The organism is Bradyrhizobium sp. 132, assembly GCF_023074185.1.
Lineage (GTDB): Bacteria > Pseudomonadota > Alphaproteobacteria > Rhizobiales > Xanthobacteraceae > Bradyrhizobium.
On record NZ_JADPKY010000054.1, the window covers coordinates 44,008 to 66,860 of the forward strand.

The window sequence follows — 22,853 nt, forward strand, 5'->3', positions numbered from 1 at the left end:
ACAGCTCGCCGAATTAGATGCGGTGGCCGCATTGGGGGGCAAACTGTATGGGCGGGAGTTCAATCCGACGACCGCATTGCTGGAATCCCGTTTGGCAAACTTGGAGGGTGCCGAAGACGCCGTCGTACTGGCCTCGGGAATGGCCGCGTTCGGTGCCTTGGTACTTTCGCTCCTATCCCAAGATGACGAACTCATCGTCCATCGGACCTTATATTCGAATACGACGACCATGACGGAACAGGGCTTGCCGCGCTTCGGCATAAAGACCATCCCTGTCGATCTCAATGACCCCGCCAATCTGGATACTGTTCTCACATCTCGCAGTAGAGCCGTCTACTTTGAGACGCCGGTCAATCCCACAGGAGACGTGCTCGACATCGAAGCCATTGCGCAACGTGCTCGGCGGGCCGGCCTCTTGGTCATCGTCGACGGCACATTTGCATCTCCCGCGCTGCAGAGGCCTCTCCAATGGGCGGACATCGTGCTCCACTCCCTTACCAAGTATATCAGCGGGCATGGAGACGTTCTTGGAGGGGCTCTGCTGGGACGGACCGAGTTGATCGAAAAAATACGTGATCGCGGCTTGCGCTACATCACCGGTGCCGTCATGTCGCCGATGGTTTCTTCTCTGATTTTGCGCGGGATCAAGACGCTTCCTCTCCGAATGGACCGCCACGGGTCCAACGCACTTGCGATTGCGCGCATGCTCGATGCCCACTCGGCGGTAGAGTGGGTGAATTATCCATTTCTGCCGTCCCATCCGCGGCATGCAATCGCAAAGAGACAAATGCAGCGGGCTCTGGAATGCTGTCCTTTGGTCTACGCGGGGGTTTTGATGCCGCCCGATGTTTTCTCGACCACCTCAAGCTCATTACGCTTGCCGTCAGTCTCGGAGATGCTGAAACGCTTATCATGCATCCCGCGAGCCTGGTTCATGCCCGGCGCGCCGTTCGTCCTGAAGCGCGCCTGCAAAGGGGAGTCGGAGATGACCTGATTCGCCTCTCGGTTGGTCTGGAAGACGAGGCAGATTTGCTCGGCGACCTTGAGCAGTCCCTGACTCGTCTCTAGGTCGCCCGCAACGAACGTAAGTCAAGGAGAGGCCAAAGATGATTGCGCCGCCGCCAGGACTCGAGCCCGCCATGGACTTTGCTCGGATTACTCTAAGCCCTCAGAAAGAGATCGTCCGAAAGTTCTACAAGGAAATGTGGGACAATGCGGATGTTGCTCTAATCCCCGAAATATTTCAGCCTGGGTTCACCTTCCGGGGCTCTCTCGGTCCTGTCCTCGTCGGCTTCGATCAGTTCGCGGACTACGTCAGATGGGTGACAGACTCCCTGGAAAACTACACGTCTGACATCCTCGATCTCCTCGAGGAGGACAACGCAGTCTCGGGAAAGCTGCGCTTCCACGGCATCCATCGAAAGCCGATGTTCGGCCACGCGCCCACCGGACGCCACGTGTGGTGGTACGGTGCGCCGATCTTCACGTTTCGAGGCGACAAGGTGAGCGATCTGTGGGTCTTGGGCGACATCCATGGACTGATGGGTCGTCTCGCGCCGGATACAACTAGCGAACCGGAATTCACAACAAACAAGTAGCCCATGCTCCATGACCCTTCGCGCCGAGCGGACCACCTCTGGAAACGCAGACAAGCGATGTAGACGCCTCCAACCTTCAAGAACGAAGACGTCGAGAGTATCCGCTCAGGGCGGGCGCCTCGTTGTGCGGTAAGACGCGGCGGCCTCACCATTCCCTGCTTTCCCGTAGGGTTTGGCGGAGCCAGCATAGAGGAATTTTAGCAGCGCCTTTTACGGCTACTCTGTGTGCAGCACCCCTCTCGCTTCGCAGCAAAATGTCGATGTCTCCTGTCGCGCGTTTTACGCACGCGATATACCTCAAAGCTCGGTTAAGATTTCAGCCGCGGCCAAGCCGAAAGTTTGATCAGCGTCTACCGCGCCTCGGTCCACTGCTTGGGTTTGTCGTTTGGCACCGCCACGCTCTGGCTCGCCGGGAGAACAGCAAAATCGTTCCGTTCTCGGAACTAAATGTCCATTCAGTGGAGTTCGGTTCCGCCGAAATGGTGGTTGCAAACGAGACAAAGCTAGGGCAGATTTTTGTCACCGGGGCTGGCTACATATTTTCACTTGGTCTTTTTAACCCGGCTTCATTCGACCGTGCGCAGGCCGCAGCGGTTTAAACCTCCCGCTGCGGCCTTTGTATTTGCCATTCGCCCTCCAGCATGAGCCGGCGACCACCACAGATTCCTAAGGTCAATAGCTATGCGCGGCCGCAAAGGCCCCATAGCCGACGATGAGGACGGCTCCGTCGCCAAGGGCCAGCAGCAATAGAAAGGCTGTGTCCTTCGAACCGTTTCCTGCCTAGAAGAAGAGGCTGTACGCCAGGGACGTTCTCGCCAACAAGATGCAGATACGTCGCTATTCACCCCCCGGCGGCGCTCGAGGGCTGCTCCAGGGGCGAAACTCCAATGAAAACCGGCAAGCTGGCGGACGAGATATTCAAACTTCCGATGTTCTCCTAGAAGATCGGCAGTCGTGACACATGCGTTGGAATGCGAGTTAAAGAATGAGATTGCGCGGGAGCAGAGCAGCTCGAAGCCAGGGTGAGCACCTGTACCAGGGTTTACCCTTTGCGCGGACGTGCACAAATTGACGGCCTGAACCATTGCGCGGGCGGGTCGATAAAACCGGTCAATGCTGTCGGTCGAAGCTGCGCGAGATCAACTGCCGATCTAGTTCGATCAGGCGCTGGAGCACCTTCTCCACGATCTCCACGCAATCGAAATACCCCAATGATTGTACGCCTCGCGCAACTAGCTCGCGCTCCAGCATTGCCGCCATGATAACTTTGATGCTCACGATTCCCGCCGAACGTTATGGTTGATAAGGTACTGCCAAAGCAGCGGGGGTGGGTTGATCCGTACTTTTATTTCGGAGGATCAGAGAGCCCGCCAAAATTGACATGCGACCACACGCAATCTAGCCCCAGCTTGTAGAAGGAAGTCAGATGGAGCTACCCCGGCGATTTAGCAGCGATCATCCTGCAACTGGTCCAGAAAGGGTATGCAAGCCCGCTTCGATAGCCGCGATGTCCTGCTCGACCTGTGTGATTGACAAACCATAGTCGAAAGTCCTTGCCTTCAAATCGACTGCCAACCGCCGGCGGTGCATTCTGAGCTCTTCAAGCGATCTCCGGTCGTTCAGTTGGGTGAAGCCTTCGACGATCAACTCAATGGCACTCGACATAACGCAACCCCACAATGTCATTTTCGCAATGTTGGAAGGCTAGAGGGAAACCCGATTTGAGTAAATCCAAAAGTCCTGCCGAGCTTGCGATCAGCGGGAGTAGTTTGATCAAAGACTGTTGACCGCCGCCGGGCACTGGCCGCTGGTTGTGTGTATCATGATTCCGACATGGGTCCGGATCGCAGGATGAGCCGGCCGCCTCCACATCTCTCGAGCTACCAAGAACGGGGGCCGATGGACGCGTTCGGGGCGACCGAAACTATCAGGCAACCCCAAGGATGGTGCTTAGGCTCCTCCACAAAGGGTGGGTCGAACGCGCCGGTGCTGGCAATTATCGCCTTACCGCGGGAGGCCACTTAGCACTTAGATCGAAGGTGTAAATTCCCCACTCAAACCTGCCCCGCCAACCACCCGTAATGGCCCAATTGAAAAACCCGCCACCTCGAAGGCAGCGCGTTGTCACAATGCCCCAGCGTGCCTCGGTACTCGTCACTAATCCGCGTTGATCAATCGTACCGCGACACTTGTCGACGGCGGGTTAGCGCCTCAACCGACGATGGTGGAGAAGATCAACAAGAAGTCCAGAGACAAGCAACAGTGAGATCGCTGCTGGGATGGTGCGCGGTCGAGCATAGGCGGGGGCGTCACAAAAACAGGCTGTGGCCCCGGTCCTTTCGGGACCGCTCGGCGCATCTAAGCCATGATCAGACGCGAACACGAAACAAGAAACAACATGGAGTGTTGACAGACAAGTGTACAATCTGGAGAAAACGGCCTGTAGGTCAGCCGGTCTGGATTTTCCGAAGCGCCCGAGCGTGCTCGCTCACCGCTATGTCTCGGTTTGCGGAGTTTAAGCATGAGCCACTTTTTATCCGTGCTGCTGTTGGTGACGGCCGTATTGCTGACCGGCTGCTTTGGCGTGGCGGCCTGGCGGACCCCGGATGAAAGGGGTGTGGAAATCACCGGCTAAATCCCGCACCAGTCCTTTGGTTTGAGCCCGGCCGCTCATTAGGAACGTTTCGACGGCAGAAGGGTCGGATGCCCATAAAGCTGCCCTCGGACCAATGGACCAAGCGGTTGCCTATGCGATCTCATTCATCGTCGTCCTCGGCGTCGGCATCCTTATTGCCGGTATCGGTTCCAGCTCGCCAGCCTTATGGACGTGCCTTGCGGTCGGTCTCATTTCGATTGATCTCGTGAGTGCCTTTGGCGACTGTTAACGAGCGTCCGGCGCGCGCGGGCCTTGGAACAAAGCTCAGTTGGCTCCATTGCAATTCCATGAAATGGCTGATCGGCGTCGTGTTGGCCGTCCTGGTCTGTGTAGGAATCTATGGCGGATCGGCTTTCGTTTCGCTGGTGGGTTTGGTTTCCGCAGTCCGGGGTGCCGATGTTGCGCAAATCCTGGCTCGGACGGATATGCCCCGCCTCCGCCATTCCATCGTCGACCAGGTGATGACGGCCTACCTGGACCGGCTCGGACAAAAACGCCAGCTGCGGCCGATCGAGCGAATAGCCATCAACGCTTTTGGTGCAACCATCGCTGATGATCTGGCAGCCAAGCTCATGACCTCGGAAAATCTGTCGGTACTTCTGAAAAGCGGAGCTGTTCGCAATGCCACGGAGGACATTACTTTCGGAACGATGTCCTCAGTGGCCGAGCTCGACATCTCGAGCATCTTTGCCTTGGCCGGACGGATCACCTTTGTGAAGCCGTTGAGTTTGCATTGCGGCTTGGAGGAGGCCAGGAGGCAGGCAGCATCAGCATGCATCTTGAAGGGACAACTTGGAAGCTCTCTGGAATCGGGCTGCCACCCAAGATTCTCACCAACATCGTGGACCGACTCCCGGCGCGATGAGGCTTGCGACGAAGCGCTTTCGGAATCTCGTTCGGGTGGCCGGTGGACCAGTCCTTCAAGGTCTCCGTGGCACCCCGCTTCTATCCGGTCAGCCGCTCCGACAGCGTCTGCAGACCCGCCTCAATGGCCGGGATGTCCGTCTCGGCCCATGCGATGCACCGCCGAAATCCCTTGCTGGCATTCAGGTCGACGCCACCGCGCCGACCTATCTTTAGATCTCATTCCGTTGCGATAAGGAGCGGTCAGCAGCAACTGGAACATGGCTCGAGAAGCCATCTATTGAGCTGCGGGGTCGGCTTCGTCGGTTCCGACCAGGAGAACGTCTCCGCCTGGAGCTGAGACAGACCACCGACAGCCGCGGACCCGCCGGTGGATCCAAAGATCAAACAGAGCAAAATCGCCAACGGTCACGGCGCGAGCACTCTGAAACAAGCACCTGCAAAAAGATAGGACACGTTACAAATCTGACAGGCCGACTTTCGGCTGATGTCAGACTTCCAAGGCGTGATACCGTTTGAAAAAAGTAGAAGGTTGAAGCGTCTGTCTACTCGACGATCTTCGGTAGTGATCTATATAGAATGCGACCGCCCGTGCGCATCGCGTATCCGAGATGCTTCCAGGCTTGCTCCGAGCTGCTCCACCGAAAGCGTGAATCGAATGTCAACTTCCTCTACGGACAAGATCGCGCTCTTCATCGATGGAGCCAATCTCTACGCGACGGCGAAAACTCTCGGCTTCGACATCGATTACAAGCGCCTGTTGAAGGAATTTCAGAGCCGCGGGACACTGACGCGGGCGTTCTACTACACCGCGATCATCGAGGATCAGGAGTACTCCTCGATCCGCCCCCTGATCGACTGGCTCGACTACAACGGCTACACCGTCGTCACCAAGGCGACCAAAGAGTTCATCGACGCCTCCGGCCGCCGCAAGGTCAAGGGCAACATGGACATTGAGCTCGCCGTGAACGCCATGGAGCTCGCCGAGCACATCGACCAGATGGTGCTGTTCTCGGGTGACGGCGACTTCCGCTCCCTGGTCGTGGCCGTTCAGCGCCGCGGCGTGCGGGTGACCGTGATTTCCACGATCGCCAGCCAGCCGCCGATGATCGCCGACGAACTGCGCCGTCAGGCCGACGTCTTCACCGACCTCGTCGAGCTCCAGTCCAAGCTCGGCCGCGACCCGTCCGAACGCCCCGCCCCGCGCGACCGCGAAACGCGCGGACACCTGCCAAAAATCTTGCAAGAGCCGAAAGGAAACGACCCACACGATTAGACGGCTAAGGCCGCGCACGCTTCGATCAATTTGGGCAGATTAATCACGATCGATTTCAGAAGAAAAAACGCCGCCTGCTTGAATAATCGCAGGCGGCGGCTTCCCAGCCCCGGGGGATGAGCAAAATCCCGGTGCCAAAGCCTGAGCATAAGTCGTGCCAAGAATTGGCATCGGTTCTGACCTTCTATGTCAGCGCCCTGGCACCGCTATTGCTCAGTCACCGCTAATAAGCAGACCCGTGACGGCGTTTGTTTCAAATTGGAGCGATCACATGCACCCACATCCCCATTTCGATGCAACTGCGTCCCTCCACCTCCACGCTCTCATTTCCGACTTGCATCGACGGGTCCGGATGCTGGGGAGCGATATCCAAGAGGAGGAGCGAAAGGCGGGAAATCCCGACCCGGCCAGCCTCTCCTACCCCATGCTCGCGCTGGACCTCCGAGCTCGGCGCGCCAATCTTCACGATACGATCGCGACGCTCGAACGCACATCTAAGCGTCACCCGGGTTTCGAGGTGGCGCGGGCGGCCTAAGCCGCACCGGCCGATCTCGTCGCGGAGCAAAATTTCTTATGCGATCTCAGGATGGTGGACGGGGTTCTTTATCTGGAACCCACTCAGTCCCGCCGCCTCCTATCTATAGAGCAGAATTTTGCGAGTGGTATCGCAGCAGAGGAAATCGAATCGAAGCCGACCATCCATAAGCGGACCATAAGAATGGCTCGGGGGCCCCCAGCCGGTTCGCGACGGCTCGATCCTGCTTGCATGAAAGGATCGGGATCCGGCATTATGCTTTTGCTGGGCGAAGCGAACCTGCCGTGGCTGTCAAGAACCCCGACGCTATTGCGGTAATCGTGACCGCCCTCCGGCTTACTCACGGCGATGAAGCTGCACGAGCCATGCTGGTCGGCGGCATGAGCCTGACCGCCCTGATAGAGGCGATGTTCTCCGCACCGGTGGGGCGACGCGATGCCGTTCACAACATCACAAGCGCCTTGGACGACTTCGCCATTTCGCCGGAACTCGGCCCGGTCTGGCACCTTTGCTACGTCTACGAAAATCATGGCTCGTTTCGCGTCGTCGATATGGAGATCGCGACGCCAACCGGCACGCTATCCAGTAAAGACGTTTGGCTTCGTCTGCCCGACTAGCTACTCATTCAATCCAAGTCCATATAACGCTGGCCGCACAATGCGAGTTCGGATCTGTGAAGGGAGGCGTCGTCTGGCGGCGGCGCGGGGCGAAGTATCCTATGGCTTAAGGGGTCGAGTGAAAGCCGATCATCTCGCGCAATAGATCGGCAGTCGAGACACTCTCTCGCCTTGACGACCGATGAAGCAAAACAGTTGCTCCCGCCGATGATCACCCCGGCGCCAACGGTGCGAAGCAGTTCCCGCCGCAAAACCGGCTGCGGGAAAAGGCCATGCAGAAGTGCCTGCTGGACGCTTTCGGACACGGCCTCTTCGACAGTCGGCTGCGCGGGAGCATGCGCTCCGCAACTGCACAGGCTGCCGATGAAACGATGGTGATGTGAGGCGTCGCGCATTTCTGTCCCCCTGGTCAAAATGTCCGGCTCAAAATCGTAACATTGACGCTCGAAGGGCCAACGGCGAAATTGTGCAGGAGCATCTGCAGTTCCGCGCATGCCATTCGGAATTCCCAGCTCTGGCTCACTCCGCCGATTGCGGCATCGTCCTTGATCGCCCGAACAGGATGCGATGCTGCATCTCGTCGAAGCGGCCATCCGCGTTCGTTTCCCGCGTTAACAACGACACCGCGATCGCCACGGCAAACGACAGCGGCATGCTGATGATGGCCGGGTTACGCAGCGAGACGAACCACCAGGCGCCGCTCACCTGGGCCAGCGGCTTACCGAGCACGTCGACCTGGATGGTCGGTGACAGCGCAATGAGCACCAGCGAGCTTAGCGTGCCGATCATGATGCTAGCGACGGCCGCTGGCGTCGTGAAGCGACGCCAGATGATAGCGAGGACCAGTGATGGAAAATTGGCGGCACAGGCGATGGAGAAGGCGAGCCCGGCCATGAAGGCCACGTTCTGGCCTTCGAAGGTGATGCCGAGCACGATTGCCAGCACCGAGATGGCAACGGTGGCGATCCGCGCCACTTTGAGCTGCTCAGCCTCCGATGCCGTACCGTGGCGAACGACGTTGGTCCAGACATCATGGCACAACGTAGCCACACCGGAAAGCGTCAGGCCTGCCACCACCGCCAGCATGGTGGCAAACGCAACTGCGCAGATGAAACCGAAGAAGGCGTCGCCGCCGACTGTGAGGGCGAGCAGAGGTGCAGCCATGTTGCCGCCACCGCCGGCTTTCATCACCGCCTCCGGGCCGACCAGCACCATGGCCCCAAAGCCGATGATGAACACCATCAGGTGGAAGAAGCCGATCAGCCCGGTGGCATAAAGTATCGATAGTCGCGCGGCCTTGGAGTCCCGAACCGTGTATACCCGCATCAGGACGTGCGGCATCGCCGCGGTGCCGAACATCAGCCCGAGGCCGAGTGAGATCGCGTCCCATTGCCCCGAAACCACCTTCGAACCTGGCTGCAGCACTCTTGTGCCGTACTTCTCCGCCGCTGCGGCGAACAGCTTGAGCGGGTTCATTTCGAAATGCATCAGGACCAGGACTGCCAGGATCACTCCGCCGGCGAGCAGCAGCGCCGCCTTCACCACCTGCACCCAGGTGGTGGCGAGCATGCCGCCGAACAGCACATAGATGAGCATGGCAGCACCGACCAAAGCCACCGACCAAAGCCACCGACCAAGTGTAGGGCAGGCCGAACAGCAACTTGATCAACGATCTGGTCGCGACCATCTGGGCGATCAGGTAGAACAGGATCACCGCCAGCGTACCGACCGCCGCGGCGAGCCGCACCGGCTTTTGGCTGAGCCGATAGGCGACCACGTCCGCGAACGTGAATTTCCCGACATTGCGCAGTGGCTCGACAATCAGAAAGAGGATGATCGGCCAGCCGACCAGCCATCCAATCGAGTAGACCATGCCATCGAAGCCATTCGAGGTGACAATGCCGGCAATGCCGAGCAGCGCGGCCGCGCTGAGGAAGTCGCCAGCGAGCGCCCAGCCATTCTGCCATGCAGTGATCTCGCCCCCCGCGGCAAAGAAGTGCTCCGTGGTACGGGTGCGCCGCGCCGCCCAGTAAGTAATCAGGAGCGTCAGGACCATAAATGCGAAGAAGAAGCCGATCGAGAGCGAGTTGTTGGCCATCGCGAGGTCCTATCGTTCGAGGTCACGAAGGCTGGCATCAAATACCCGGTTCGCCCACAGCACATAGATGAGGCAGAGCAGGAACGATGAAACGATGACGAGAGGGCCGAGCACGATGCAAAGCGAGAGCCCGGGCGCAAGCACAGTGCCCAAAAGCGGCTTGTCGAATGCGAACAATGCCATGAAGCCGAAATAGATCGTGATCATCGTCGCACAAAGCAGCAGCGCGATCCGAAGGCGCCTCCTCGCAAGCGTGACAGAACGAGGCGCGACGCCGGAATTGACGGAAGTCTGCGCGTCCATCCACCCCCCCCAGAAGGTCTTGATATCCACTACCGGCCAGCTTCCGCCGAGCCGCAAGCGTCGGGAACTACGAAATTTTGCAATGTGCCGTGCGGATTTGCAGCCTCTGGAGACGATGCAGTCTCCCTGGTAGCGGAGTGCTTAGCCGACCATTCGACCGTTTCTGGGCGTGTCCCCGACGCCAGTGTACAGGCATCGCATTGGCGGCTCGCCGCCGCGGTCCAGGCCGATTATTGCAACTTCTGGGTTGAGAGGGGGCGAACGCCGGCCGCAGCTTGACAGTCGGAACTGAGCGATACTTCATGCACGCAACGTCCATCTTGTTCGGATGAGCGGCCTTGCTGGGGAAAGTGAACTGTCCACGTCAGACGGCGGTTACCAGCAAATGTGTCGGTGGTTGCGAGCCCCTGATCTAGTGTGGCCCCCTTTCTCATGTCCGCCCGCGCGCGTCATCTTATGATCAGCACATCAGATAGAAAGCCGACATGCTACCGTTTCGCGGATATGAGAAGCATCATCGGCCTTTCGATTTCCTCCTCCAAAGCGGGGTTTTCTCTGATCTGATCCGGTGATGGAGCGAACTCTTCAACTGCTTTAATTGTAAACCCGGCTTGGATCAGCGCGTTCAGGGTCGTGCTAATGGTCCGATGATATTTGACCACTCCTTTTACGAACCAGTCGGTCTGGCGCTCGCCCTCAACAAAGTAACGGTTCACGGGCCAGGTCTTGCGACCGTCCTCATCTTCGATCCATCGCGGATAGGTGGCTGCCATGAAAATCGGATGTTCGACGGTAAAGACGAAATCGGCTCCGGGGGCGAGCGATCGATGAACCATGCGAGCGAGCCGTTTGAAGTCGCGAACATAGTGGAATGTCAGGGCGCTATAAGCGAGATCGAAAGTCCCTTCGGGCAACTCAAGTGTTTCGAGATCGGCCATTTGGTACGTGATCGCGTCCTCGCGCGTGAACTCTTGCGCACGGGAGATCATGTTCTCGGACAGGTCGATTCCGAGGACTGACGCCGCACCCTGTTCGCGCATCCAGCGGGAAGCCCAGCCGAAGCCGCAACCAAGGTCGACGATCCGTTTGCCGGCCAGGTTAGGAAGCAGAGCGCGTATCGCCGGCCATTCGGGCGCGCCGGACAGCCCCTGAACTTGTCTGGGAAGCTGACAATAGCCAGAAAAGAAGTCGGGATTGTCGTAGATATTTTGTGCCATGATGGACTCCATCGAAGTTGATGGGACGAGGCACAGGTCATGCAAAAAGCCTCGTCCACGAAGGCGCGAGGCTCGGTATCGTTCCGCTGTCGATATTAAAGCGGGCGACATCCCGGCATCCCGCCTATTGGGATGCCGGGGAATAAGGTGACGATATGTGTATCCTTCTCGACCATCTAGAAATGATATTATTCCGTGCTGTCCGCGTCAACGTTGCATTTGCCGTTGCTCCATTGGCCTCACGGCCTCTGGTGCCAACGACCCGAACGACGGGCTCGAACGGCTTCTTGCCGATATGAAACCTAGAAGTGAAGGGCTTCCCATGAATAGGCTGGTGCCGAGGGCCGATCGCGATCGATACGTCATTGGTACCCGCCGTTCGTCAGGCCGCGGGAAGCCGTCCATCGTGCTCGCATTGAGGTGGAGCCTCTGTCGATATGGTTTCTTGGTCCGTCGGGCTGGAACATGCCGGTCTAATAGGCACGAGCCGGCACGGGGGCTCGGTGCCTTCGATGCGGCGTCAGCGAAGCACGTCCCGCCGGCAGGATCCGCTACGAGTGTAGCAATGGCGACGGCGGCTTCTATCTGACCCGCGATTATCTGGAGCTCCAGCTTTTCAACTGTATCGGTTGAGTCAGCGTATGAGTCTGCCGGACCCGGCGCCGCATGATCACGCCGAGACCGTTTAGCGCCGGATGGCAGCGCCACGTTGATGGCGGTGCGAATGAGGCAGCCCTATGCCGCGATTGAGTTGGAGCTGAAAGGCGAGAACGCGTAGTCGCAACACCACGAGAAAGAGTAACAGGGCGGACCTGTTGGAAGGCGCTTGATGGTTCCACATGGGGTTACTGCACGAAAAGCTTTGAACGAGCATCTTCGCTTGCGCCCACAAAGGCGGCGGTATTCGCTGGATTCGCGGCTCTCCTCAAACTAGCAAGCGAACGGCGAATGCGTTGCTCGCATCAAATCTTGCGCGGGCCCAACATGCACTACCGTCGCACTTAATATAGCTGCCGACATGCTGGTGATTACGGAGTCATCGACCGGTTCGGTGCTGATCGCAGATCTTGAGGCCATTTGACATCTCTGTCGACTATTCCCAATCCAACAGCCATTTGCGCCCGTTCCAAGGTGCTTTCGTTTCTCTGCGAAACCTTGCGCACCTTCTGGCTTATCCGCAGAGGCAGGCATCGCGGTTAAGGCATCAAGGGTCTAGCGGAGCGCCCTCTGGATGGGCGTATCGAGGGACTATCGAGCGAGATCGAAACCTGTCCCGTCAACACCAGGCCTGCCGGCGAGCCGAGCTAAGCAGACCCACCAGCATGACGCGACGCTTGCTCGTTTCGATGTCACCGGTGACGGCGGGCTCGAAGCCGCGATTGACAGGATGTGGCCTCTGCCGGCTTCTGGACGCCCGTGTCGATTTTCAAGAGCGGCAGCGCTCGTAGTCGTCCCGATTGGCTGGACCGGGGTGGTCCCGGCGTCATCGCAGTGGGTCCGAATGCCTGGAGAATTCGTCGTCTTGGTCGGACAGTCGGGCAAACGAGGGCCGAACTTGATGAAGAACGAAAGAAGAACATCGACGGATCTCCGGCGCCATGACGGGTTCCCAGCCCAGACCGACCCTTCTCCGCCCGTTTATTGGTGGACGTTCCCGTTCTCTTTTCACAGTAATGCCCATTGGGAGAATATTTTTCACGTGGCATGATGTGATTTCGAAATTGACGCCGCCGATGAGGAAAATTCGTGGACCGCAACTTTCAGAGAAACGATCGTGAGCGCAGCATCTTCAGGGCCGGTGAAGGTTTTTCATGACAGGCGATTGCCTGAGCCCGCCATCCCGGCGGGTTATGCCGCGCTCATCGACGCTTACACGCTCTCTGTGCCGGTCCCCCGCACCCTTTCGGCCATCGGAGCCCGGCACCGCATCATTGAACAGGATGGTTGGCGGATCTACACGCCTCGCCATGCTCCCCAGGCCTCGCTTGAGGGACACCTGACTTTTGCCCTCAAGAACGAAGGAGTCGATCTTTCCGTCCTGAAGCGACTTTTCCGCGTCGTCGATGAGGGTGATATCGCGGAGCTTGTGCGGCAGAAGCCGACCGGCATTTACACACGGCGCATCTGGTTTCTGTACGAGTGGTTGCTTGGCCGGGAGCTGAATTTGTCGCTTACAGACAAGGTCTCATATGTAGACGCCATCGATACCGACCTCCAGTTCGGAGGGATTGGCACGAATTCCGCCCGGCATCGCGTTCGCAACAACCTTCCCGGCACCCCGGAATTTTGTCCGCTCGTTTTCAAGACGGCCGCGCTGAACCAATTTCTCGCGCAGAACTGGAAGGAGCGCGCGCGCGCTGTCGTCAGCGAAGTCCCGAAGGAGTTGCTCGCGCGCACCGCCGCCTTTCTGCTGCTGAAAGATTCGAAGTCCAGTTACCTCATCGAGGGAGAAAGGCCGCCTCAGGATCGCATTCAAAGATGGGGACGCGCCATCGGCGAGGCTGGGCGCGCGCCGCTCGACGAGCAGGAGTTTTTGCGCCTGCAAGGCATCGTCATCGGAGACGAGCGTTTCGTGAAGCTCGGGTTCCGGCAGGAAGGAGGCTTCGTCGGGGAGCATGACCGCGATACACAGCGCCCTATCCCGGACCATATCAGCGCGAGGCATGAAGACATCGCCTCTCTTATGGCAGGATTGATCGCATTCGATCTCGCCGCCGAGAACGAGCTCGATCCCATTCTCGCGGCGGCGGTGCTCGCCTTCGGCTTTGTTTATATCCATCCATTCGAGGACGGCAACGGACGCATCCATCGATATCTGATGCATCATGTCCTCACGCGGCGCGGATTTAATCCGGCCGGGGTCCATTTTCCAGTGTCGTCGGCGATTCTTGACCGGATCACCGAGTACCAAAGCGTGTTGGAAAGCTATTCCAGCAGGCTACTTCCGTGCGTACAATGGGAAGCGACCCCAAAGAATAATGTGAAGGTTTTGAACGACACCGGGGATTTTTACCGCTTCTTCGACGCGACCCCGCATGCGGAATTTCTGTACGAATGTGTACGCCAGACGATTGAGCTGGACCTTCCGAATGAGACGAGCTTCCTTCGCAACTTCGATATGTTCCGATCCGGAGTCGAAAACATCATCGACATGCCCGAGCGAACGCTCAACAACCTGTTTGGGCTTCTGCGACAGAATCAAGGAAGACTTTCAAAGCGGGCACGAGAGAACGAATTCGCCGAGCTCACTCAAGATGAAGTTGTGAAAATCGAGCAATTGTACGCGGACTCATTCGGTCAAAGCGGACCCTTAAGTGACTGACGGCGCGTCTTGCGCAGAGACAGGAAGCCCATTCTTTCCAGCGGTGGTACGGGTCGTGTCCACGGTTGTGGTGTAGCTCGGTAGAGCAAAGCCACCCGGTCGTGCGCCCCTAATAGGGCCGTGGCAGGCGGGCGCCATTGCGCTGGCCAACGGCAATTCTCCAGTAGGGTCGGTTGCGACACGCCAACGCAACCAGAGGAACCACCGATGACGACGACATGATGCGAGCAGGCACGACATCGCCGGGGACCGGCGCGCCCGATTTGGACCACGAGCAGCCGCTATGGCCTCGCTTAGGCTTTGGTGGTGTCGGTTGCACTCGGATGGCTGCTTCGCCACTCAAACGAGCAAGAAACAACAGCAATTGGCGTCTCCCGCCGACGGCCTATGCGGAAACCTGATTGACCGACCCGCGTACCCGCTTCAAACGGTGACGCGGCGAGAAAGCTCGGGCGAGACTCACGAAATCCTCCGCCGGCATAGGCCGTCCGAAGAAATAGCCCTGGTAACTGAGCTGTCCGTGTCCCGCCAGGAACGCATATTGCTCTTCCGTTTCGACGCCTTCGGCGATGACTGAAAGCCCAAGGCTTCTGCTAAGCGCTATGATCATCTGGGCTATCGCGGCGTCATTAGAGTCAACCAGAACGTCCTTGACGAAGCTGCGATCGATCTTGAGCTGGTCAAGCGGCAAACGCTTCAGATATGAAAGCGCTGAATAGCCGGTTCCGAAATCATCGAGGCTGAAGCCGATGCCAATCGCTTTCAATTTGCCCATCTTGGCGATCACATCGTCGACGTTGCTGACTAATGTGCTTTCAGTGAGTTCGATTTTGAGGCGATGGGGATTGGCGCCGGTTTGCTCAATGATCGCGCGGACCTCTTCGACAAAATTCTTCTGACGCATCTGCAGGGCGCTGACATTGATCGCGATGGTCAGGCGTTCGGTCGCTGGATCGGTTGACCAGCGAGCCAGCTGACGGCACGCAGTCTTCAACATCAAGGCGCCGAGCGGAAGGATGAGGCCGGTGCTTTCTGCGACCGGGATGAATTCGCTAGGCGAAATCATCCCTTTATGCGCATGCGGCCAGCGCGCAAGCGCTTCTGCCCCCAGCAGCCTTCCTTCGTGATCGACCTGCGGCTGGTAATGCAGCAAAAGCCGTTCCTTCTTAAGGTCTTCTCGTAGATCGGTCTCGAGGGCAGCGCGGGCTGTAATCATAGTCTGCATGGCCGGGTCGAAAAACCGCAGGCCATTTCGCCCCGCCGTTTTAGCATCGTACATTGCCAGATCGGCTCTCTTGAGCAACTCGTCAACGTTGCACTCATCAGTCGAAAACAAGGTCACGCCAACACTTGCGGTACAGGGATATTCATACGTATCGAGCTGGAAGACCTCGGTGAAGGCTGCGAGAATCTTTTCGCCTATCGCTTCCGCCTGTAAGGCTGCGACCTTTGCTTTCTGTGTACCCAGATTGGCGAGAAGAACGACAAATTCGTCGCCGCCAAAGCGGGCAACTGTGTCATCCGCCCTCACACAATGGGAGAGGCGCTGAGCCGCACATTTCAGCAGCATATCGCCCATGTGGTGACCCAGCGAGTCGTTCAGTGTCTTGAAATTGTCCAGATCAATGAACAGCAAAGCGCCGTAGGATTTGCTACGGATATTCGCATTGACGGCCTGGCGCACGCGGTCGATTAGCAGGACGCGGTTCGGCAGACCTGTTAGCTGGTCAAAGAAAGCGAGTTCTTGGATCTTCTCCTCAGCGTGCTTCAGTTTAGAAATGTCATAATACGAGCCGATGTAGTTGGTGACCTCGCCCGTCTCGTTTTTCACAGCGGATATAGTCAGCCAGCGCGCGCAGTTTTCTCCGCTCCTGGTCCTGAGACTCATATCACCTTGCCAGCCGCCAGTTGCTTGAACGGAATCCCACATACTGCGGTAGAATTCGCCATCACGCCGATGAGACCGGAACAGTCGCGGGGTTTGTCCCACCAATTCTTCGATCGTATAGCCGGTTAAGCCCACGAAGGCGCGGTTGGCACTCAAGACTACGCCTTTGGTATCGGTGACGATCATGCCCTCCTGAGAATTGAAAGCAGCCGCGGCTATGCGCAATTCAGAATTTGACTTGTCAAGAGCCTCCCTCTGTCGCTCCAGGTCGGCCTCAATGGCTTCGCGCCGCCTGATCTCTTGAGAGAGAGCGAGATTGTTTTCGGCCAGCTCCGCTCTATGTCGATTGGACTCGACGAACTTGATTTGTAACCGCGCCGCATTTTGACGCATTCGCTCGAAGCCGATGGCCAGCATAAATAGCACGATAGCGAAGAGGCCAACATAGAAAACGAAGAGGGGTGAAAGCGTACGACCGTATAGCTCATCCTCGCTGGCCAGCCTCAGGACGGAAAGTCGAGTACCGGCAACTGGCGAGCGAAGTGCGAGATATCCTCTCAGCTCGGAAGCGCTGAGATTTGACAGAGGTTGTATGCGGCCAGACGGAAGCTTGGCCAAGGACGGGCCTTCGGTGACAACGGCCGAGTGCTCTCGCTCGATCGGGAGCAGCACCTGCCCATCGTCTCCCAGGAGGAATTCGTGCGGCTGGCCGAGGTTGTTGGTAGACACCAATGAGGAAAGTAGATTGAGACTGCTCACGGTCTCGACCGTTCCCCTTATCTTGCCCTTCTGGAGTACCGGTACGCTGACCACAATCAGGCGGCGCTTGTCGTCAATCTGAATATATGGTTCGGCCAGGGCGTTACGCATCGGCGAAGCTGTCGTCGCGCTGGACGAGCCGACATTAACTTGCGCCACGCCGTTGCGATCGAAGAAAGCCAACCGCAAATAGGCGGCTTGGCCCTGATATTTCTCCTCACCCACCGTCGCCTGAAAGCGGCGCTCGATTGCAGCCAAATTGGCGAAGAGGCCATATTTGACGGACATTCCGAGATCGAGATTGCTGAAATAGTTGGAAATGTCCTCGCTGGCCGCGAGCCGTGCGGCGGCTTGCCGCCGTTCAGCTAAGAAATCGCCGACCTCGGCGGCGCGCCCTTCACCGAGTGACACCAGACGCGCATCGGCGTTTTGCCGCAACTCCACTTGCGACGTATACAGATTGCCAATCAGATAAAACATCGACAGCAGAAACGCCGCTGCTGCTATCAAGAGCCAGCGTGGAGCTAACGATCGGCTGAATCTGATCAGCGAAGATATCATTAATTCGTTTTCGCGAAATATTCCGGGAAAAATCGACGGATGCCGGGATAATATTTGTCCACCAGCCGGTCATAGAAGCCGGAGGCCTTGATCTCGCTCAAATACGCGTTGAATTCATTACGCAAAGCTGGAGCGTCCTTCGGAAAGGCGGTTGCCAACGTTTGCTGCTCGGAGATCGGCCCCAGAATCTTGATTTTGCCCGCCCATTTGCGCAAATCCAGAATGGCATCCGGCACGTCGAGCAGTGTCAATTCGGCTTCTTTGTTGAGCATGGCTGGCACCATCTCGTTCAGGTTGGCGCTCTTGTTGTAAGCCTTTAGATCAATACCGACGTTGACCAAGCCGTAATTGGATGGGTCCAAGCAGGTGCGCTCCATCACGAGTACGCTCTTGGATCCGATCGCCTTCCGGGTGTTGACGATGTCGGCCGCGAGATCCGCGCCGTCCTGGATCGGCTGAAGATCAGACTCGGCTGGTGCCACCAAGAGAACCTGCGAAGGAAGGGTCGGCTCGGAATATAGAAGAATGGCCTCACGCCAGGGCAGCACGGTGAAGCCGCTCGATATCACATCGCCTTTGATGGGATAGTCACCTGCCAGCGTCACTTCGCCATTTTTGCGCACCACATCCTTGCCGAGCAGGTCGCGGATGACCGAATAAAAATCCGAGTAGACAAGCTTGTAGGAGACGCCAATTCTTTTGGCGAAGCCCTGCATCAGCTCGACATCCAAACCATCGCCCGCGCCGGTCACAAAGTTGGCGTAGCGGATGCCAATATGGCGGATTTCGCCGCGCTGCTTGATCTCTGCGAGATCAGCTGCCCAGCCTGAAGTCGCGAAAAGGAAGACCATGGCGCCGCTCAGCGACCCGCGGACAAAGCGTTTCAGGGACATGGAGGCGCTCTTTACCTTGTGCCAGTAGAAGCGCCTGCAATCTATAGCTGTGAGTTTAAGAAAGGATGGCGAAATACAACAAAGTAGATTTCAGTTTTCGGAAAAACCAGTTTGTCGGTAAAGGATTGATTACAGAACAGGTGCTGAGTGCAGCGGAAGATTGTTCGATCCCGGCGTGCCTTTCAGTTTCTTGAGATCGTTCAGCACCGACCGCCACGGACCCATCGCGCTCAACAGCGTGCTTAAGCATAATATGGTCAAATATCCGGAAAACTGATGCCAATGCGGTGTTTCGCCGGACAATAAGTGATGCCCTTGCTGCCCTATTTGCGCATAGAACAGGACCAGCGGCGCGCCGCCCAACATGCTGGTCGTCAGGTACTGAAGAGGGGTGACGTCAAGCATCGCGGCAATGAAATTCACCAGTGGTGCGGGCACGAGGGGCGAGAGGCGTAGTCCGAGCAAGGTCAACCAGAGTCTCACAGCCGATTGCTGACATAATGAAGCGCTGGGACGTTGAATGTGCTTTCGATAGAAGAGAAACGCGCTCAAACCGCCAAAGGCACTGCCGAGCAGCACGGTGACGCCTCCCTCCAACCCGTTCATGTAAAAACCGGCGGCCAGGCAAATCATTGGCATGGAGGGAAAGGACAGAAATGCAAGGACAGTGGATGTGACCAGAAACGCCACAGCGGTGCCGAGTGGATGCGCTTGGGCCATTGTTTCAAGCCCCGGAAACACCTGCCAAAAGGCCTCTCTCGAAATAGGTGATGCAAGATATGCCAGCGTCAGAAACATGACGACTGCTATATAGACGATCAATGGCTGGTAACCACGCATCGGCTATCCCAAGCTGGATAGAAGAGGCGGCATGTAATCAAAGCTGTTGTAAGTATTCCAGAAAAGAACCTTCTTGTTCTTGAGCGCCCCCGCTTTAGACATGGTGAGCAACGAGCGCCATGCTTTCAAAGTAAAGACTGGATCAAGGCTGAGTCCCGCCTCCTCCAACTCGTTCGCCCACGCAACGTCGGTGGCTTCGACCAAGCCGTAGCCGGGCTGCCAGCTGGTGGAATCCGGCACGAATATCTCGCCTTGCATCACCCGAAGCACATCAGGAGAGATGCCTGGAAAGCGGATTTGCTGCAGCCACTCAACCGTGCTGCGAGCGAGTTTGGCGACATTCCCCTCCACAAACGGCAAGGAGGGTTGCCGGTTGACAAGCCATCGCGTCAGATATGATTTGTCCTGATCGGCCACTCCCACGACCTTGGTCTTCCATCCCATCAAATGGACGCCCAGGAGAAGGCCCAAGACCGTCGAGCCGCTGCCCATAGCGACAAAAATCACGTCGGGCGGTGCACTCCACGCCTGAGCGGCGCTAAGGAACTGCGCCAACTCGGCAATCGCATTCATATGTCCCAACACACTCAGATCGTTCGAGCCGCCTGGGGGAACGAGCGAATCCGTATCCGGATGTAGCCAATTTCTCGCATATTCCTGGGAAGCTTCGCCCACCAATTCAATGTTGTTCTTGGCTATGGCAACGTGTTCAACCAGGCCTCGCAAAATCCCCAGCCGCGCCATGTCCGTGGTAGCTCCCGGCACCTCGAAAAGTACCAAGTCCAGGGCACAATTCAGCGGCTGTCCGTCACCGGTCAAATCGGCCACACGATTGGCCAGGGCAAACTGCAGAGCATGATTGCTGGAGACCGCGCCAACCGTCCCTAAACGCTTGGAGCCGGACCACTTCAGATTCGGGAGCAGGAATTCGTACTTCCGCGCCTTGTTGCCAAAGACGGGATAACGCGCACTACTCTCATTCATCACCAAAAGATCAGAGCAGTCTATTTGTCGCGTCACAGACGACGGCAACTGCAATAGCTGGTTGTTTCCCCTCAAGAAAATGGGGGTCCATGGAATGGTGGCGCGGCCGTCAGCCTGCCTCAGGAAAACCGAATTACCGGGTTCGCCCTGGCGAATGTAATCGGCAACAGAATTATCGCTTGAAAGCGTGTTGCCGATGAAAGGACCGCCTGCGGCATCGGGATCCAGCAGGGACGGAAAGTATCTACCGAGCGCCAAGGATTGCGATTTCAACGCTGCGGACGAGGGAGCCAAGCCTGCAAGATCAGCGGCGTGCGGGAGCGGCGACAACGGGAGGGGGCGACGTTGATAGGTGGCGACCGCGCTCAACGCGGCACCTCCGCTCAACGCGGCGCCGCCTAGGAGGGCCGCTTGCATGAAGTTCCGGCGAGAGAGGTTCATTGCCTGGATGCTACTCCGTGTAGCTTCAGGTTAACGCTTTTTTAACCCTATTCCAATCCGCATGCGCGCTCACGGGCGAAATACTCAAAGGTTTGCTTAACGCAGACGCGTTGAAGGCGTGCTCAGGATCAAATCTAGCTCAAACCAGCTTGGCAGTACGGCGATTAGCCCCGCCGTATTGTTGTTTTGGCGCAAGGGCTTCGCCCATCGGACCGCATCAAGAGATATACTCCGGGTCGTCCGGAAAGTGGATCAGAAGGGCCCTTTGCTAGTGCGCGCGCACCTCCCGTCTGCGCCCCCATTGTATCCGGCGTTGGCGCCACTCGGCTGCGCAATCTCCGCACGGCGTTGGTGTAGGCGCCGAAGCACGGCACGATCAGCTGGCGCTTTGGCCAGCACCGCGCCCGAACAATTGCGAACGAGAGTGGCTGACTCATAGTCGCGGTGAGAAACACCAGACCCAAGCGCTTTTCCGATCCGGAAGGCGTGTCCGGCCTGCGGCAAGCCAATGCCAGCGTGCCGACGACTCCAACGAGGGGCGGTTGTGCTACGCTTGTATCGTTTGGAAGACGACCCGCTGCCGAGCCGCCTGCCCGCAGTTGGGCCGACAGTCCTCTGAAGCCGACACGGTGACCGCGTCGACGTCGGATCGGCTCAGACACTCGAAACGAATCAGGCTTGCGGCCTGCGCCCCAGCGGAGCGCCTTTTGTGCGGATCAGTCGCTCCTCAAGCATATCCAGCCGATCCTGCCCCCAGAACCGTTCGCCTTTGAACACATAGAACGGCGATCCAAAGACACCAGCTTCCAATGCCCGAGAGGTATTGGATACATATTCCAGGCGGGCAGCACCTGCCGCCCCCTCCAACAGCTTCAAGCCGTCATAACCCGCGCGATCCGCGGTTCTCAGCAGCGTGTCGCGGTCGGCGAGGTTCTCGTCCTCGACCCAAATCGCGCGCATCATTGCGTTCGCGAGACGGTCGACATTCAAGCCTTGGTTTTGCGCCGCAATTACCATGCAGGACGCAACATCCACGTCGACAGGAAAATAGGAAGGCTCGATGTTGACGATCATCCCGAGCCGCTCGCTCCAACGCTTAAGCTCCTCGATGCGATAGTCGCGTCGCTGCCATGAACGCTTTTCAAGAACGATCCCGCCGCTTGCTGCATAGACATCCTGCATGCGCATTGGGATATAGTTGACACGAACTCCGTGACGCGCGCTTATCTGTGACAATCTGACCTGCCCTAAATAGGCCCAGTCCGACATCAGCCAGACATAGTAGTCGATGAATGGCGCATCTTGATCAAGCATAGCATCAGGCCTTCGGAAGGTGGTGGGCGTGGATCAGTCTCGGCTAATGACGATAAGGACGGTTGCGCGGGCGCCAACCCGCCGCACGTGGTGAACGAGGTGCCCCGGAAACTGCAGGAAATCTCCGGGGCCCATGACGACACTGCGGTCCGCGAACTTCACTTCGACGCGGCCTGTAATGACGTAGAGCGACTCCTCGCCGGAATGTTCTGCGTAGGTTGCCTCACTGAAGTGGGCCGGGGGCGTCATTAAGAAAGCTTCCGCCCGTCGGCCCGGCCCCGCTGGCGATAGGGATACAAAAGAGTATCCATGGACCGGATCCTCCTCCGGCTGCCGGTTCGCTGTACGAACCAGATGGATGTCCGAGTCCGCGACCTGTTCACCAAATAGCAGCGCCACGGGAATGTCCAAAGCACGAGAGAGCTTCATCACGGTTGCGATCGACGGTGCCTTGGCGTCTTTCTCAATCCGGGACAGGAAGCTTTTGTTCAGTCCCGTCGCGAGAGCCAGCTCGTCGAGTGTCATGTTCTTGTTGCGGCGCCAGGCACGCAAACGAGCGCCGATCCGTCCCGCCGGCAGCTGCTCTGAAACACTCGCTTCGAATTTGGTCGTCCGAATTGTCTTCTTGCTCATCATTCTTCATCACCGGACTGGCAGACCAGATTTCCACGATTTTTTGTCTCCCCA

Annotated in this window: 16 protein-coding genes and 1 pseudogene; 6 read left to right on the forward strand and 11 right to left on the reverse strand. The window is 57.8% G+C overall.

Going from position 1 to position 22,853, the window contains the following annotated elements:
* Nucleotides 1–31 precede the first annotated feature (31 nt).
* Together IVA74_RS09505 and IVA74_RS09510 are read left to right on the forward strand one after the other, a co-directional pair.
* Entirely contained in the window at nucleotides 32–994 is a 963-nt protein-coding gene (locus IVA74_RS09505) for an aminotransferase class I/II-fold pyridoxal phosphate-dependent enzyme (protein WP_346730930.1), read from the forward strand.
* A 112-nt stretch (nucleotides 995–1,106) separates the two neighbouring features.
* Entirely contained in the window at nucleotides 1,107–1,598 is a 492-nt protein-coding gene (locus tag IVA74_RS09510) for an ester cyclase (RefSeq protein WP_157642969.1), read from the forward strand.
* A 1,110-nt stretch (nucleotides 1,599–2,708) separates the two neighbouring features.
* On the opposite strand, the gene IVA74_RS09515 is transcribed toward IVA74_RS09510, so the two are convergent.
* Together IVA74_RS09515 and IVA74_RS09520 are read right to left on the reverse strand one after the other, a co-directional pair.
* The gene (locus tag IVA74_RS09515) at nucleotides 2,709–2,876 is read right to left on the reverse strand and encodes a hypothetical protein (protein WP_247342079.1); all 168 of its coding nucleotides are present in this window, start codon (nucleotides 2,874–2,876) and stop codon (nucleotides 2,709–2,711) included.
* Nucleotides 2,877–3,053: 177 nt separating this feature from the next.
* Nucleotides 3,054–3,263, reverse strand: coding sequence for a hypothetical protein (locus IVA74_RS09520; protein WP_247342082.1), 210 nt, complete (start codon nucleotides 3,261–3,263; stop codon nucleotides 3,054–3,056).
* A gap of 1,278 nt (nucleotides 3,264–4,541) precedes the next feature.
* Between IVA74_RS09520 and IVA74_RS09525 the strand changes: the two genes are divergently transcribed.
* The 3 genes from IVA74_RS09525 (at nucleotide 4,542) to IVA74_RS09540 (ending at nucleotide 7,546) form a co-directional block, all read left to right on the forward strand.
* Complete coding sequence (locus IVA74_RS09525; RefSeq protein ID WP_247342085.1) at nucleotides 4,542–5,354, forward strand: DUF2939 domain-containing protein; 813 nt, start codon at nucleotides 4,542–4,544, stop codon at nucleotides 5,352–5,354.
* Between the two features lie 422 nt (nucleotides 5,355–5,776).
* Nucleotides 5,777–6,394: an NYN domain-containing protein gene (locus tag IVA74_RS09530; RefSeq protein ID WP_247342088.1), complete on the forward strand. Its 618-nt coding sequence runs from the start codon at nucleotides 5,777–5,779 to the stop codon at nucleotides 6,392–6,394.
* Nucleotides 6,395–7,213: 819 nt separating this feature from the next.
* Nucleotides 7,214–7,546 carry a hypothetical protein gene (locus IVA74_RS09540; RefSeq protein WP_247342094.1) on the forward strand — a complete coding sequence of 111 codons (333 nt, stop codon included), beginning with the start codon at nucleotides 7,214–7,216 and terminating at the stop codon, nucleotides 7,544–7,546.
* A gap of 519 nt (nucleotides 7,547–8,065) precedes the next feature.
* On the opposite strand, the pseudogene IVA74_RS09545 reads toward IVA74_RS09540, so the two are convergent.
* From IVA74_RS09545 to IVA74_RS09560, 3 genes and pseudogenes are all read right to left on the reverse strand, one after another.
* Nucleotides 8,066–9,644, reverse strand: a pseudogene (locus tag IVA74_RS09545) (cation acetate symporter).
* Nucleotides 9,645–9,653: 9 nt separating this feature from the next.
* On the reverse strand, nucleotides 9,654–9,947 hold the full coding sequence (locus IVA74_RS09555) for a DUF485 domain-containing protein (protein ID WP_247285533.1): 294 nt from the start codon (nucleotides 9,945–9,947) through the stop codon (nucleotides 9,654–9,656).
* 488 nt (nucleotides 9,948–10,435) lie between these two features.
* Entirely contained in the window at nucleotides 10,436–11,164 is a 729-nt protein-coding gene (locus IVA74_RS09560) for a class I SAM-dependent methyltransferase (RefSeq protein WP_247342099.1), read from the reverse strand.
* A gap of 1,774 nt (nucleotides 11,165–12,938) precedes the next feature.
* Between IVA74_RS09560 and IVA74_RS09570 the strand changes: the two genes are divergently transcribed.
* Nucleotides 12,939–14,486, forward strand: coding sequence for a Fic family protein (locus IVA74_RS09570; RefSeq protein ID WP_247342102.1), 1,548 nt, complete (start codon nucleotides 12,939–12,941; stop codon nucleotides 14,484–14,486).
* A gap of 385 nt (nucleotides 14,487–14,871) precedes the next feature.
* Here IVA74_RS09570 and IVA74_RS09575 read toward each other — a convergent pair whose 3' ends face one another.
* The 6 genes from IVA74_RS09575 to IVA74_RS09600 all read right to left on the reverse strand — a co-directional run bounded on the left by IVA74_RS09575 (nucleotide 14,872) and on the right by IVA74_RS09600 (nucleotide 22,802).
* Nucleotides 14,872–17,613 (reverse strand): EAL domain-containing protein, encoded by a 2,742-nt coding sequence (locus IVA74_RS09575; RefSeq protein ID WP_247342105.1) that lies wholly within the window; start codon nucleotides 17,611–17,613, stop codon nucleotides 14,872–14,874.
* Nucleotides 17,614–17,693: 80 nt separating this feature from the next.
* Nucleotides 17,694–18,587 (reverse strand): transporter substrate-binding domain-containing protein, encoded by an 894-nt coding sequence (locus IVA74_RS09580; RefSeq protein WP_247342108.1) that lies wholly within the window; start codon nucleotides 18,585–18,587, stop codon nucleotides 17,694–17,696.
* A 129-nt stretch (nucleotides 18,588–18,716) separates the two neighbouring features.
* Nucleotides 18,717–19,427 (reverse strand): VTT domain-containing protein, encoded by a 711-nt coding sequence (locus IVA74_RS09585; RefSeq protein ID WP_247342111.1) that lies wholly within the window; start codon nucleotides 19,425–19,427, stop codon nucleotides 18,717–18,719.
* Between the two features lie 3 nt (nucleotides 19,428–19,430).
* Nucleotides 19,431–20,780: a pyridoxal-phosphate dependent enzyme gene (locus IVA74_RS09590; RefSeq protein ID WP_247342115.1), complete on the reverse strand. Its 1,350-nt coding sequence runs from the start codon at nucleotides 20,778–20,780 to the stop codon at nucleotides 19,431–19,433.
* A 744-nt stretch (nucleotides 20,781–21,524) separates the two neighbouring features.
* Entirely contained in the window at nucleotides 21,525–22,166 is a 642-nt protein-coding gene (locus tag IVA74_RS09595) for a 2-hydroxychromene-2-carboxylate isomerase (protein WP_247342118.1), read from the reverse strand.
* 33 nt (nucleotides 22,167–22,199) lie between these two features.
* Complete coding sequence (locus IVA74_RS09600; RefSeq protein WP_247285523.1) at nucleotides 22,200–22,802, reverse strand: XRE family transcriptional regulator; 603 nt, start codon at nucleotides 22,800–22,802, stop codon at nucleotides 22,200–22,202.
* Nucleotides 22,803–22,853 lie beyond the last annotated feature (51 nt).

Excerpts from the sequence above, each read along its gene's own strand:
- IVA74_RS09575 (WP_247342105.1), bottom strand. The coding sequence starts at position 17,613 with ATGTTTTATCTGATTGGCAATCTGTATACGTCGCAAGTGGAGTTGCGG.
- IVA74_RS09555 (WP_247285533.1), bottom strand. The coding sequence starts at position 9,947 with ATGGACGCGCAGACTTCCGTCAATTCCGGCGTCGCGCCTCGTTCTGTC.
- IVA74_RS09510 (WP_157642969.1), top strand. The coding sequence starts at position 1,107 with ATGATTGCGCCGCCGCCAGGACTCGAGCCCGCCATGGACTTTGCTCGG.
- IVA74_RS09560 (WP_247342099.1), bottom strand. The coding sequence starts at position 11,164 with ATGGCACAAAATATCTACGACAATCCCGACTTCTTTTCTGGCTATTGT.
- IVA74_RS09525 (WP_247342085.1), top strand. The coding sequence starts at position 4,542 with ATGAAATGGCTGATCGGCGTCGTGTTGGCCGTCCTGGTCTGTGTAGGA.
- IVA74_RS09585 (WP_247342111.1), bottom strand. The coding sequence starts at position 19,427 with ATGCGTGGTTACCAGCCATTGATCGTCTATATAGCAGTCGTCATGTTT.
- IVA74_RS09595 (WP_247342118.1), bottom strand. The coding sequence starts at position 22,166 with ATGCTTGATCAAGATGCGCCATTCATCGACTACTATGTCTGGCTGATG.
- IVA74_RS09580 (WP_247342108.1), bottom strand. The coding sequence starts at position 18,587 with ATGTCCCTGAAACGCTTTGTCCGCGGGTCGCTGAGCGGCGCCATGGTC.
- IVA74_RS09600 (WP_247285523.1), bottom strand. The coding sequence starts at position 22,802 with ATGATGAGCAAGAAGACAATTCGGACGACCAAATTCGAAGCGAGTGTT.
- IVA74_RS09530 (WP_247342088.1), top strand. The coding sequence starts at position 5,777 with ATGTCAACTTCCTCTACGGACAAGATCGCGCTCTTCATCGATGGAGCC.
- IVA74_RS09520 (WP_247342082.1), bottom strand. The coding sequence starts at position 3,263 with ATGTCGAGTGCCATTGAGTTGATCGTCGAAGGCTTCACCCAACTGAAC.